The sequence below is a fragment of the Nostocoides australiense Ben110 genome, from assembly GCF_001050535.1.
Classification (GTDB): Bacteria; Actinomycetota; Actinomycetes; order Actinomycetales; family Dermatophilaceae; genus Nostocoides_A; species Nostocoides_A australiense.
This window is the reverse complement of record NZ_HG764815.1, coordinates 1-12,540: the sequence shown is the minus strand read 5'-3', so window position 1 is coordinate 12,540 and position 12,540 is coordinate 1. Positions and strand designations below refer to the sequence as shown.

The 12,540-nt window shown below is 68.1% G+C and carries 15 protein-coding genes; 10 read left to right on the top strand and 5 right to left on the bottom strand.

The features are described 5' to 3' along the window. Nucleotides 1-8 precede the first annotated feature (8 nt). The 7 genes from BN11_RS00075 to BN11_RS00045 are packed head-to-tail and all read left to right on the top strand — an operon-like array spanning nt 9 to nt 4,993. Nucleotides 9-695, top strand: a complete 687-nt coding sequence (locus tag BN11_RS00075) for a response regulator transcription factor (RefSeq protein WP_048692854.1) — start codon at nt 9-11, stop codon at nt 693-695. Further along, nucleotides 692-1,228 carry a hypothetical protein gene (locus BN11_RS24875; RefSeq protein ID WP_048692851.1) on the top strand — a complete coding sequence of 179 codons (537 nt, stop codon included), beginning with the start codon at nt 692-694 and terminating at the stop codon, nt 1,226-1,228. The genes BN11_RS00075 and BN11_RS24875 overlap by 4 nt, the downstream gene beginning before the upstream one ends. After that, nucleotides 1,161-1,556: a histidine kinase dimerization/phospho-acceptor domain-containing protein gene (locus BN11_RS21480; protein WP_235435305.1), complete on the top strand. Its 396-nt coding sequence runs from the start codon at nt 1,161-1,163 to the stop codon at nt 1,554-1,556. Before BN11_RS24875 ends, BN11_RS21480 begins: the two co-directional genes overlap by 68 nt. After that, on the top strand, nt 1,557-1,958 hold the full coding sequence (locus tag BN11_RS00060; RefSeq protein ID WP_048692846.1) for a sensor histidine kinase: 402 nt from the start codon (nt 1,557-1,559) through the stop codon (nt 1,956-1,958). It abuts the gene before it with no gap. A 46-nt stretch (nt 1,959-2,004) separates the two neighbouring features. Continuing rightward, nucleotides 2,005-2,787, top strand: a complete 783-nt coding sequence (locus BN11_RS00055) for an ABC transporter ATP-binding protein (RefSeq protein ID WP_048692843.1) — start codon at nt 2,005-2,007, stop codon at nt 2,785-2,787. A 2-nt stretch (nt 2,788-2,789) separates the two neighbouring features. Next, complete coding sequence (locus BN11_RS00050; RefSeq protein ID WP_235435579.1) at nt 2,790-4,727, top strand: ABC transporter permease; 1,938 nt, start codon at nt 2,790-2,792, stop codon at nt 4,725-4,727. Then, a complete protein-coding gene (locus tag BN11_RS00045) occupies nt 4,727-4,993 on the top strand; it encodes a hypothetical protein (RefSeq protein WP_048692836.1) in 267 nt (88 codons plus the stop codon). The genes BN11_RS00050 and BN11_RS00045 overlap by 1 nt, the downstream gene beginning before the upstream one ends. A 27-nt stretch (nt 4,994-5,020) precedes the next feature. On the opposite strand, the gene kal is transcribed toward BN11_RS00045, so the two are convergent. From kal to kamD, 3 genes are read right to left on the bottom strand one after another with little or no spacing between them, the layout of a single operon-like run. Beyond that, nucleotides 5,021-5,404, bottom strand: coding sequence for a 3-aminobutyryl-CoA ammonia lyase (kal, locus tag BN11_RS00040; protein ID WP_048692830.1), 384 nt, complete (start codon nt 5,402-5,404; stop codon nt 5,021-5,023). After that, on the bottom strand, nt 5,401-6,261 hold the full coding sequence (gene kamE / locus BN11_RS00035; protein WP_235435304.1) for a lysine 5,6-aminomutase subunit beta: 861 nt from the start codon (nt 6,259-6,261) through the stop codon (nt 5,401-5,403). Before kamE ends, kal begins: the two co-directional genes overlap by 4 nt. Next, nucleotides 6,258-7,856: a lysine 5,6-aminomutase subunit alpha gene (gene kamD / locus BN11_RS00030; RefSeq protein ID WP_235435303.1), complete on the bottom strand. Its 1,599-nt coding sequence runs from the start codon at nt 7,854-7,856 to the stop codon at nt 6,258-6,260. Before kamD ends, kamE begins: the two co-directional genes overlap by 4 nt. 236 nt (nt 7,857-8,092) lie before the next feature. Here kamD and BN11_RS00025 point away from each other — a divergent pair, with 236 nt between their 5' ends. Continuing rightward, nucleotides 8,093-8,746, top strand: a complete 654-nt coding sequence (locus BN11_RS00025) for a hypothetical protein (RefSeq protein WP_157043889.1) — start codon at nt 8,093-8,095, stop codon at nt 8,744-8,746. A gap of 4 nt (nt 8,747-8,750) precedes the next feature. Here the strand turns inward: BN11_RS00025 and BN11_RS00020 are convergent, their stop codons facing one another. Beyond that, entirely contained in the window at nt 8,751-9,044 is a 294-nt protein-coding gene (locus tag BN11_RS00020) for an MTH1187 family thiamine-binding protein (protein WP_048692825.1), read from the bottom strand. 99 nt (nt 9,045-9,143) lie between these two features. On the opposite strand from BN11_RS00020, the gene BN11_RS00015 reads away from it, so the two are divergent. Both BN11_RS00015 and mgrA read left to right on the top strand, forming a co-directional pair. After that, nucleotides 9,144-10,862, top strand: coding sequence for an NAD-dependent malic enzyme (locus BN11_RS00015; RefSeq protein ID WP_048692822.1), 1,719 nt, complete (start codon nt 9,144-9,146; stop codon nt 10,860-10,862). Nucleotides 10,863-10,934: 72 nt separating this feature from the next. Then, on the top strand, nt 10,935-12,002 hold the full coding sequence (gene mgrA / locus BN11_RS00010) for an L-glyceraldehyde 3-phosphate reductase (protein WP_048692820.1): 1,068 nt from the start codon (nt 10,935-10,937) through the stop codon (nt 12,000-12,002). Here mgrA and BN11_RS23270 read toward each other — a convergent pair. Continuing rightward, nucleotides 11,971-12,540: hypothetical protein (locus tag BN11_RS23270; protein WP_048692817.1), on the bottom strand; the 570-nt coding region annotated here is incomplete at its 5' end. The genes mgrA and BN11_RS23270 overlap by 32 nt on opposite strands.

The following is a 12,540-nucleotide window of genomic DNA, read 5'->3' as shown; positions in this document are numbered from 1 at the left end:
CTGGAGGCATGTCCGACGCGGTCGACGTCCTCATGGTCGACGACGAGTCCGCGCTGGTCGCCAGCACGCTCGAATATCTGCAGGCGTTCGGGCTCACGACGGCAGGGGTGGCAGATGCCGAGGCGGCACTCGCGTGGCTGACGCGGCATACCGTCCGGGTGCTGCTCCTCGACGTCAACCTGCCGGGGATGAGCGGCTTCGATCTGTGCCGCCGGCTGCGCTCCACCTCCCAGACGCCGATTCTCTTCCTCAGTGCCCGCGCGGCCGACGACGACGAGATCCTCGCCCTGAGCCTCGGCGGCGACGACTGTCTGCGCAAGCCGTATTCGCTCGGGGTGCTGCTGGCCAAGATCCGCCGGATCCTGCAACGCAGCTCGGCCGCCACCGACGTGCCCGGGTATGACGATGGGCACCTGCGCTTCGATCCGGCCGCCGACCGCTTCTGGGTCGACGGGGTCGATCTCGCGCTGTCGGCCATGGAGCACCGGCTGCTGCGCTATCTGGTGCGCAACCGGGAGCGGATCGTGCCCAAGGACGAGCTGTTCGAGCAGGTGTGGGGCGACGCGATCACGGGCGACGGCACGTTGAGTGTGCACATCCGGCGGCTGCGCACCCACATCGAGCCGGATCCGGCGCAGCCGCGCTATATCCAGACCCTGTGGGGGCGAGGCTATTCGTTCCGGGATCTGTCGTGAGGCGCTGGCTGGCGCTGCTGCTGTTGTGGGCGGCGCTCGGGGCGGCCGGTCTGGCCGTCGCTCGGGCGAGCGTGCCGGCCGCTCCGCCGGCGGATGTTGCCCGCGCGAACGACCTCGCGCAGATCGCGGCCGAGCACTGGCCGTCGTTGGCACGCAACGACTTCCCGTCGGATGCACCGCCCTTCGCGGTGGTGGCCGCGGACGGCCGCGTGGTGCTCGACGCGGGTGCGGGGGTGCGTGACGACGTCTCCGCGTATGCCGCTCGAGCGCTGGGTCTCGATGTGGTGACCGATGGCGGGAGCGTCGCGCGGATCTATGTCGTCGATCCGTATGCCGACCTGCTGGCCGACCGCGCCCGGCGGGCCCGCGACATCGCGCTCTGGTCACTGGCGGCGCGGGTGGCTGTGGTGGCTCGACCGCCGGATCTTGCGGCCCTTCCGGCAGCTTCGGGGTCTCGCCGGCCAGGTGGCGCGGGGCCGTCTGGATGCGCCGCTCGCCGTGCACCGTGGGGACGCCTTCGGTGCCTTCAGTGAGAGTTTCGACATCCTGCGCCGTGAGCTGGCGCGCTCGCGAGAGCGGGAGGCGCAAGCCCAGCAGCCCCGCAAAACCCTTGTCTCCCAATTGAGTCACGACATCCGGACCCCGCTGGCGACGATCCACGCGACCAGTGAGGTAATGCAGCTGTCGGACCCGGATCCGCGGTTGCAGGTGATCATGGACAAGGCCGGTCAGATCGATGCCTTGACGCGAGATCTGTTGGCGGCCAACGCAACCGACGCCGAGGACCTCGGTGTGACGCTGACGGCCATCGGCACTCCGGAGCTGCGGGAGCTCATCGCGGCAGCCGACGCCGCCGGTTGAATGAGCGAATGCCACCTGCCCGACGTGCTGATCGTCGCCGACCGGGCGCGGCTGGCGCAGGTGCTCGACAATGTCTTCGGCAATGCGCGCAAGTACGCCGCTCCCCCGGTCCGCGTCGCCGGGGCCCTGGAGGACGATTTGCTGACGGTCCAGATCACGGATCACGGACCAGGAGTCCCCGAGGGCGAGCTGGCGCTGGTGACCCAGCGGCACTATCGCGCGGCCAACGCCGCGGGAGTCCAGGGACAGGGTCTCGGCCTGCACACGGCATACACGCTGATGGACGCCATGGGTGGCGCGCTGGTCGTCGCCAATGCGGCCGACGGGTTCTCGGTGGCGCTCACGCTCGCCTGCGCGGAGCGGCAGCACGACCCGCGGCGGCACGCGTTCAGAACCATTTAAGAGTCTCGAAACGACTCGGCGGCACCGGCTTTCCTACCGTCGAGGTATGACGCAGATCCAGCAGCAGGGGACGGTCCTGAAGGCGTCGCAGATCTCCAAGACCTATGCGCACGACGGCCTCCAACAACACATCCTGGTCAACCTCGACCTGGACATCACCCGGGGCGAGTACGTGGTGGTCATGGGTCCGTCCGGTGCCGGCAAGTCCACGCTCATGCATGTGCTCAGCGGGATGGACTCCCCGACGCTGGGTGAGATCGAGTTCGACGGTGCGGCGATCGGCGCGTTGAACCCGCGGCGCCTGACCGACTTCCGGCGCGACCATTGCGGTTTCGTCTTCCAGCAGATTCATCTGCTCGACTCGCTCTCAGTCCTCGACAATGTGCTGGCCGTCGGCCTGCTCGGGCGCCGCCGCCGCCGCGCCGAGGTCGTCCGGCGCGCCGGCGAATTGCTCGACCGGGTGGGGATCGAGGAGGCGGACCGCGGCAAGTTCCCGGCCATGCTGTCCGGCGGCGAAGCCCAACGCGTCGCCGTCGTTCGGGCGCTGATCAACTCTCCCGCAGTGGTTTTCGCGGACGAGCCGACCGGGCAGCTCAACAGCGAGTCGTCCAGCGCCGTGCTCGACCTCCTCGGGGAGGTGAGCGCGGGCGGACAAACCGTCCTCGTGGTCACCCACGACCTGCGTTCGGCGCTGCGTGGAGACCGGGTGCTCTATCTGCGCGACGGAGCGATCCGTGGCGAGTGCGTCCTCGGCCGGCGCCGGGACGCGGAGCACGATCACGATCGTCTCTCCCGGCTCACCGGGTTTCTCGACGAGATGGGGTGGTGACGATGTCGATCCGGCCGGCGTCCTCCTTCGGGGTGCTCGCGCTGCGCAATCTGCGCCGCGCACGAGTGCAACTGGCTGTCGTAGCGCTCCTGAGCCTTGTCGCCGGCGCGCTGCTCAACCTCGGCGCCCTGTGCGGCATCCGCTATCCCCAGCTGATCCGCGGTGAGGCCGACCGTCTCGACGCACCCCAGATTGTGCTGCTGACGCCCACGACCGAGGCGGCGCGAACGCAGGCCTACTTGCGATCGGATGCCCGTGTCTCGCAGGTCGATTCGATGACGGTGCTCTCCGAGCGAGCCTCCCTCCGCTTGCGGTCGGGCTCCACCGCGGCGGACGTGGTCTATGTCGATCTTGATCAGCAGCCCGCCTTGGGGCGCACCGAGATCCTCGAGCGTCGTGATGCCACGGTCCAGGACCCGGTCTATCTGCCCCACCTTTTTCGTGCGACCGGCGACTATGGCATCGGCGACCCCTTCACGGTGACAACGCCGGCCGGACTGACCCGCACCTTCCATGTCGCCGGCTTCTTCGAAAACGTCTACCTGGGATTCATCACGATGGGTGCCACCGGGCTCGGCCTCCCGCACGACGAGTACGTTGCCCTGGGCAACGCCAGCACGCCGCCCGACCGGCTGGCCTTCCTCCGGGCCAAGGTTCCCGATCGCAAACAGATCACGCCGGTCACGGCGGACCTGACCGCGCGACTGAGCGCTCCCTCCGGCGCCGGCCACCGCAGCTGGGTGTGGAACTGGGATGGAATTCAGATCGTGACCATGACCGGCCCGATGCTCTACGCCCTCAGTCTGGTGCTCTTCGCCCTTGTGGTGACCCTGATCGTTCTCATGGCGATCGGATTCTGGATCCGCGGGGCGATCGACCAGGACCTCCCGGCCATCGGGATGCTGGAGACCTTCGGCTTCCGGTCCGGCCAGATCGTTCGAGGTCTGGCGCTGCCCGCGGCGCTCGTCGTCCTTCTCGGCGCCACAGTCGGGGTCGTCGCGTCCTATGCGGCCGTGCCGCTGATCGCCGAATCCCTTGCGGGACAGACCGGTATGCCGTGGCACCCTCGACCCGACGTCGTCTCTGCCGTCGTGATCGTGCTCATGCTCACGCTGGCGGCGCTGGTGCCCGGCATGCTCGCGGCGCGCTCGCTCCGTCGCCTGGAGCCGGTCGCCGCGTTGCGGAACCGGATTGCCTCACGCACCTTCCGGCGCAACTGGCTGCCGCTGTCCGCGGCGCGCGGCAACCTGCAGATGCACCTGGGCCTCAAACAGGCCTTGGCCAATCGCACCCAGAGCATTCTGGTCGCTGTCGTCTGCCTCGTGGTCGGCCTCGGCTCGATCTTCTCCGCCAGCTTGTTCACCAACGTGCCGAGCAACAAGGAGAACTTCATGCACATGCTCGTCGGCGACTACGGGCAAGTGGCGGCGCGCATTGCCCCGGACGCCGACCCGGACGCTGTGCTGGCTGAAGTGCGCGCCATTCCGGGGGTGCAGAAAGCGGTCCTGAAGGACTTCCTGCAGGGGTCGGCCGCCAACACACAATCCCTCGCTGTGGTCATGGACGACTTCGAGGGGCAGACCTTCTCATCCGTGGCCGAGGGACGAGAGCCGCGGCACGCCAACGAAATCGCCGTCGGGGCCGTCCTGGCGCGCAGCACCGGCAAGAGTGTGGGCCAGTCCATCTCCGTGCGGGTCGGATCGACGACCGCGGATTTCCTCATCGTCGGAACCCTCTCCACGGTGCAGTACGGCGGCGACCGCATGGACTTGACCACGGCGGGCTATCGCCGACTGGTGCCCAATTTCCAGCACGAAGCATTGGACATCGCCGTCCAGCCGGGCACCTCGCCGACGGCCGTGATCGACGCCATGTCACGACGCCTGGACGGCCGGCTGAGCAGCGTGACGAATCAGCAGCAGTACCTCGGCTGCAGTTGATGGGCCAGCTCATCGCGGCATATGTGCCGCTCGTCACCGCAGGCACAGCCGCGGGATGCCTCGCTGGCCTGTTCGTCGTCCCTCGACTGCTCGGCTCCTTCCTGGTCACCGTCGGCGTCGCCCGGGCATCGCTCGACACGTCCGCGGCGATGGTCGGAATCATCGGCGGCGGGCTGGTGGCGCTGGCCGCGATGATGGTCCTCCTGGGTGCCGGCCCGTTGTTGCGCCGCGAACCGGTCACGCTTCTCGCCCAGCGATCCGGGTGAGAGGCGCCTCAACGTGGCGAGTCCGCGTCAGGGGACGACGACGACGCCGCGCGCGGTGGTGGCGACGATCGGTGGGTCGAGCAGGTCGGCGGCGGACTCGGAACGCTCCGGGTTGCCGCGCGCGATGACCCGGACCTCGAACTCCATCTCCCGGCTGCGGGTGCCCGCCCGCACGAGCCGGGCGATGATCTCGATGCAATCGCCGGCTCGCACAGGGGCTTTGAACTGCACATCGCTGTAGGAGGCGAACAGGCCCTCGTCGCCGTCGGTGCGGATGCACATCTCGGTCGCGACATCACCGAAGGCGGCGAGCGAATAGGCGCCATCGACGAGGTTGCCGGCGTAGTGGGCGTGACTGTAGGGGACATACCGGCTGTGCCGGACTTCCATACCGATCTCGGGTGCGCTCATGCGCTCTTTCCCTTCGGGCGCTCGATCATGGCGTGCACGAGGTATGACGCGACCTCACCAGGCGTGGTGCCGCGGCCGAAGATCCGGTCCACGCCGAGCTCCTTGGCGGAGCCCTCCTCGAAGCGCGGACCACCGACGATGAGCAAGGGCACCTTGCCGGCGGGGAACGCCTCACGGAAGGCGGCGCTCATCGCGGTCGTGTTGTGGATGTGGGCGTCCTTCTGGGTGACGACCTGGGAGACGAGGACGGCGTCGGCACGCAGGTCGTGGGCGGCGTTGACGAGCTCGGGGATCGGCACCTGCGCGCCCAGGTTGTGCACGGCCATCTCCCGGTAGTACTCCAGGCCCTTCTCCCCAGCGAATCCCTTGATGTTGAGGATGGCGTCGATGCCGACCGTGTGGGCGTCGGTGCCGATGCAGGCGCCGACGACGACGAGCTTGCGGCGCAAGCGTTTCCGGATCAGGGCGTTGGTGTCACGCGCGGAGAGGACGTCGAAGTCGCGTTCGACCACCTCGACCTCGCGCAGGTCCACCAGGTGGGTGACAGCGCCGTAGACGACGAAGAAGGTGAAGCTGGGGGCGATCGACTTGGCGTGGACCAGGATCGCCGGGCTCATGCCCATCTTGGCGGCCAGCTGGAGGGCGGCGCCCTCGGCCCGCTTGTCGTGCGGGACGGGCAGGGTGAAGGAGATCTGCACCATGCCGTCGCCGGTGGTGTCGCCGTAGGGACGCACCAGCGGCGATTCCTCGTGCAGGCTCAACTCGCCGGGGAGGGCGTCTTCCATGCGGCGTTGCCCGACGTGCTGGCGGGACTTGTTGCGGGTCTCTTGAGCCTCGGTGCGGGGTGGGGGGTTCATCGGTCGCTCCCCTCCGAAAGCAGGTCGGTGGCGGGGTTGAGGTAGCCGGGTGCCTTGCGCGCGACGCCGTCGAGACCCTTGCCCTTGGTGGGCGGGCGTTTCATGGCGCCGAACGTGCCGTCGGCGATGGCGGCCAACAGTGCCGGGTCGCCGGTCTCCTCGGCGTCGTCAACGATCTCTTGGAGCAGGTCGATCGCCTCCCGGAGCACCTGGCGCGCCCTGGTCTGGATGAGGCCCTCGCGGGGCGGATGGAAGTCCTCGGTCAGTCCACCGGCGGCGTCGAGGACGTAGCGCACGTTCTGCAGGGCCAGGTCCCGGTCCGAAAGCCACGGTGTCACAACGGCTTCGGTCATCATGCCCACGAGCAGGATGCCCTGCCCGGTCATCGCGCCGACGAGATTGAAGAAGCCGTCGAGCAGGTAGCCACGGAAGATATCGCCGGTCATGTGCTTGGTCGGCGGCATCCACTTCAGCGGCGCGTCGGGGAAGAGCGTGCGGGCGAGCAGCGCGTGCGCGAGCTCGAGCCGGAAGCTGTCGGGGACGGTGGGGTCGATCTCGAAGGCGTGCCCGAGGCCGAGTTGCCAGTCGGCCAGGCCGGCCTCCTTGGCGAAGTACTCGTTGAGCAGCTGGCTGACGGTGACGGTGTGCGCGGCCTCGACAGCGTCGGCGGTGGTGAGGTAATTGTCCTCGCCGGTGTTGATGATGATGCCGGCGCGGGCGTGGATCTGCCGCGAAAAGCGTTGGTCGACAAAGGTTCTGATCGGGTTGATGTCGCGGAAGAGGATGCCGTACATCGAGTCGTTGAGCATCATGTCGAGCCGCTCGAGCCCGGCGAGGGTGGCGATCTCCGGCATACACAACCCGCTGGCGTAGTTCGTCAGCCGCACATACCGCCCGAGTTCCTTGCTCGTCTCGTCCAAGGCGGCCCGCATCAGGCGGAAGTTCTCCTGGGTGGCGTAGGTGCCGGCATACCCCTCGCGGGTCGCACCCTCCGGCACGAAGTCGAGCAGGCTCTGCCCCGTGCTGCGGATGACGGCGATGATGTCGGCGCCCTCGCGCGCCGCCGCCTGCGCCTGCGGAATGTCCTCGTAGATGTCGCCCGTGGCGACGATGAGGTAGATCCACGGCTTCTGCTTCGGATCCCCGTGCCGGGCAATGAGTTTGTCGCGGGTCGCCCGCTGCCTGTCGATGGTCCGGACGCCGCGGCTGATGGCCGTGCGGGCCGCCTTGCCCGCCGCAGTGGCGTCCTTGCCCTCGGGGAGCCGGAAGGTCACCGCTCCCCCGGCGGCCTTCTGCGCCAAGGTCGTCAGGTCCGGCGCGTCGCCCCGGCGCAGGGCATCCCACACCGGAAGTGCGACGCCATGCTCCAGGCCCACGTCCTGGCGGACCCGGTCGACCAGGTGGTTGACCCACGGCACCCGCTCGTGGTCGGCCCCGCTCAGCCCGGCGAGCCGCAGCGTGGCCCGCTCCACCGAGACGGTCGTATGCCGCTTGGCCAGGTTCACCACGGGCCGCCCCGCCTGGCGCGCCAAAGCACGCGCCCGTTTCACCTCAGCCGGGTCGAGTTCGAGGACGCTCCGTTGCCGCAAAACCACCCGTCCAGCATATCGCCGGTCGTAAATTATCCGCTACATGCGGCCAAAAGCCGCATGTATTGGCGCACAAGTCCCGCTGCAGTGCAGTTTCTGCAGGCCGCCTGCGTATCACTGGCGCCCCCGCAGGAGTAGACAGGCGCCGCTGACGCCCCAAGTGGTCGTCGGTGTTGCCCCCGGGACCTATGATGACGAGGGCTGCGGAGCTCGCGGCTTCACGATCTGCCGAGGAATGCCCAATGCCGTTGTTGGCGAACGTCGCCGCCAGTACGTTAGCCGCAGAGTTAACGACTTTGGAATCGACCCTCTCTACGCCGAAACTCATAGCAGCGCGCGTGCTTTCGGGCAGCACCCGCAGCGCCCTGCTCGCCCAACTCTGTCAACTGCGAAGCGCGGTCGGCCAGGTTCAGGCCGCCGCCCAGCACAAGGTCGACACCACTCGCGCGGCTCTGGCCGGTGCACGAGCCCAAGCGGAAGCGGCGGCGCGGCAGTCGACGCAGGGGGCCAAGGATGTCGCGCGCGCGGCCAAGGATCACCAACGTGCCGAAGCCAAGAAGGCGGAGTCCAAGCGCAAAGCGGAGGCGAAGCGCAAAGCGGAGGCGAAGCGCAAGGCGGAAGCGAAACGCAAGGCCGAAGCAAAGAAGCAGGCGGTCGCTGAAGCCAAGCGCAAGGCCGAGGCCGAAGCGGCGGCCAAGCGCGCCGCGGAGGCTAAGAAGGCTCAGGTGCCCGCAACACCTCGATCGTCCACTCCTACTGCGCCGCGGACACAGCAGCCGACCACACCCAACGTCCCGGCCAATCCGGGATTGACATACACCGGCTGCCGCGCCTACGGGCCAAACGGCATTTGGCTCGACGCGAAGGGGCGGCGGTTCTCGCCAATCCCCTGCTGACGATTCAGTCAGCGAGGCGACGCTCCACGCGCTCGACCTTGCCGTCGAGTTCGCCAGTATGGCCGGGGCGGATGTCGGCCTTGAGGACGAGTGAGACCCGCGGGGCGCCGGCGCCGGCGGCCTCGGTGGCGCGCTTGACGACGTCCATCACCTCGTCCCACTCCCCTTCGATCTCGGTGAACATCGAGCTGGTGCGATTCGGCAGGCCGGACTCCCGGACGACGCGGACGGCGGCGGCGACCTGCTCGGACACCGAGTCTCCCCCGGTCATGGGCGCAACTGAGAAGGCGACGATCATGGCTCCACTATGCCGTGGCTCGGGACGCGGTCACGCCAGATGTAGGTGGGTCCTGGCCGGCACGCCCGGCCACGGCTTTGCGTGTGGGAAGGTTGGGCAATGCCGACGAGCGACTACGAGCAGGACACCTCCACCGGCTTCGGTCCGCTTCGCATCCGCGCCCGCGGCCGAGCGGTGATGACCAATCCGACCATCAACCGCGGCACGGCATTCACGCAGCCCCAGCGCAAGCAACTCGGTCTCGTCGGGCTCGTCCCCTCCAGCGTGACGACTCTGGAGAACCAGGTGCGGCGCGTCTACGAGCAGTACCGTCGCACCACCACGCGCCTGGGCAAGTACCTCCACCTCAACGGCGTCCGGGACCGCAACGAGGTCCTCTTCTACCGCCTCCTCACCAGCAATATCGAGGAGATGCTCCCGATCATCTACACCCCGACGATCGGTGAGGCGATCGAGCGGTTCAGCCACGAATTCTCCCGTCCCCGTGGGGTTTTCCTCTCCATCGACCACCCCGAGATGATGGAGGAGTCCTTCCTCAACTTCGGTATCGAGCCCGACGAGGTCGACCTCGTCGTCGTCACCGACTCCGAAGGCATCCTCGGCATCGGCGACCAGGGCATCGGCGGCATCCAGATCGCCATCGGCAAGCTCAACGTCTATACCGCCGCTGCCGGGATCCACCCGCGCCGCTGCATACCCGTGGTTCTCGACGTCGGCACCGACAACCTCGGCCTGCTGTCGAGCGAGATGTATCTCGGGGAGCGGCACGCGCGCGTGCGCGGGGAGAAGTACGACCAGTTCCTCGACCGCTTCGTCCATACGGTCACCGAGCTCTTCCCCAACGCCATGCTGCACTGGGAGGACTTCGGCACCAGCAACGCGCACCGCCTGCTGACGAAGTACCGCGAGGAGATCTGCACCTTCAACGACGACATCCAGGGCACCGCCGCCGTCGTGCTCGCCGCGATCCTTGCCGCTGTCGACGTCACGGGCCTGCCGCTGGGCGACCACCGCGTGTGCGTCTTCGGCGCCGGCAGCGCCGGCATCGGCATCGCCAACCTCATCCGCGACACGATGCTGCGCACCGGAGCGTCGGAGACCGAGGAGGAGGCCTACGCCCGGTTCTATCCCATCGGGATCAACGGCCTGTATGTCGATGACCAGCCGGAGTTGCTCGCCTTCCAGCGACCGTATGCCCGCACCCGAGCGGAGGTCGAGCACTGGGCGGTGGCTGACCCCGCGCACATCACGCTCGAAGATGTGATCCGCAATGTGAAGCCGACGATCCTCATCGGAACCTCCACGCGCGGAGGGGCTTTCACGCGCGAGATCGTCGAGGAGATGTCGTCGTACTGCCAGCGACCGATCATCTTCCCCCTGTCGAATCCGACGAGCCGCGCCGAGGCGACGCCGGCGGATGTCCTGACGTGGAGTGACGGGCGCGCGCTCGTCGCGACGGGCAGTCCGTTCGGTCCGGTGGACTACGACGGCACCCGCTACACCATCGCGCAGGCCAACAACGCCCTCATCTTCCCTGGCCTCGGCCTGGGTGTCGCGACCTGCCGGGCCACGCGGATCAGCGAGGGGATGATCGCCGCAGCGGCCGAGGCGCTCGCCAGCATGGTCAACGCCTACCGGCAAGGAGCGCCGCTGCTGCCGAGCATCAGCGCGCTGCGGCAGGTGTCGGCCACGGTCGCGGTGGCCGTCGCCAAGCAGGCCGAGAAGGAGGGGCTGGCGCGAGAGCCGCTGACCGACCCGATCCAGCAGATCTACCAGCGGATGTGGCAGCCGATCTACCCGGAGATTGAAGCCGTCTGAAGCCGCACAGCCCCAACGGATTTCACGCTCGGAACCCATTTCACGCACCGAATGACTGACCAAGGAGTTGCCATGACCCAACTGGGCATCGACTATCTCGCCGACGCCGACCGCTACGAGGGGCGGATGCCCTATCGGCCGGTGGGCCGCTCCGGGCTGCGGCTGCCCGCGGTGAGCCTCGGGCTGTGGCACAACTTCGGCGACGATGTCCCGATGGAGCGCCAGCGGGCGATCCTGCGCCGGGCCTTCGATCTCGGTGTCACGCATTTCGACCTGGCGAACAACTACGGCCCGCCCTATGGCTCCGCCGAACGCAACTTCGGCGAGCACCTGGCCGCGGATTTCCGCCCTTATCGCGACGAGCTGATCATCTCCTCCAAGGCCGGCTATGACATGTGGCCGGGGCCCTACGGGCAGGGCGGGGGCATGCGCAAATACCTCATCGCTAGCTGCGATCAGTCCCTGCGGCGCATGGGCCTGGACTATGTCGACATCTTCTACAGCCACCGCTTCGACCCCGACACTCCCCTCGAGGAGACGATGGGGGCGCTGGACTACATCGTGCGCTCGGGCCGGGCCCTGTATGCCGGCATCTCCTCCTACAGCGGTCCGCGCACCTCGGAGGCCGTACGCATCCTGCGGCAGCTCGGCACCCCGCTGCTGATCCACCAGCCGTCCTATTCGATGCTCAACCGGTGGATCGAGGAAGAGCCCGCCGAAGGCGGCGAGCCCCTCCTCGATGTGCTCGGCATGAGCGGCGTCGGCTGCATCGCGTTCAGTCCCCTCGCCCAGGGGATGCTCACGAACAAGTACCTCAAGGGCATTCCCGCGGATTCCCGTGCGGCACAAGACAAGAGCCTGAGCGAGTCGCTGCTCACCGTGGACGCCCTCAAACACGTCGCGGCCCTGAACCGCATCGCCAAGAAACGCGGCCAGACGCTGGCGCAGATGGCGATCGCGTGGGTGTTGCGGGACCCGCGCGTCACCTCCGCCCTCATCGGCGCATCCAGTGTCAGCCAACTGGAGGACAGCGTGGCGGCGGTGAAGAACCTCGACTTCTCCGACGCCGAACTGAAGTCGATCGACCGGCACGCCGTCGACTCCGGCATCAACCTCTGGGCCGCTTCCTCGGCCGGCTAGCTCGTGGGCTTGGCGACCTGCTGCTGCTCAGGGTCGACCGCCTCCGCCGGGACATCGGCGGGAAAGGCGTCGCGAGCGGGTGATAGGTCGTCGTCGCGCGGTAGCTGACCTCGCTGCCGGCGAAGCCCTCCTCGATGACGTCGGCGGTATCGGTGTCGAAGATCACGTAGTGATTGCCATCGCGCGTGCCGGGATCGTCGAAGATGACCTTGACCTGCGAACCGGTGGTCTCGGTTCGCACCTCGGGCAGCCGGCCGAGAACCTCGATCGCCGCCCGCGCGACACCGGCTGGCACGTAGCCCGTGCGCAGCATGTCACCGACCCCGACGAACACGGCCTCATCGGCGCTATTGGAGCCGCTGGTGTTGTCCCGTAGCCACGTCGCAACGTCGTCCGCGTCGGTGGGCAGGCCGGCCACGACGGATGGGGCGAAAGACGTCGCGCCCTGGTCGACCGATGCCGATGTGGAGGTCGGGGAGAGAATGGCGGGTCCGATGGCCAGCGCGCCCGCGGCTGCGGCGGCGACGGCGAGCCAGCG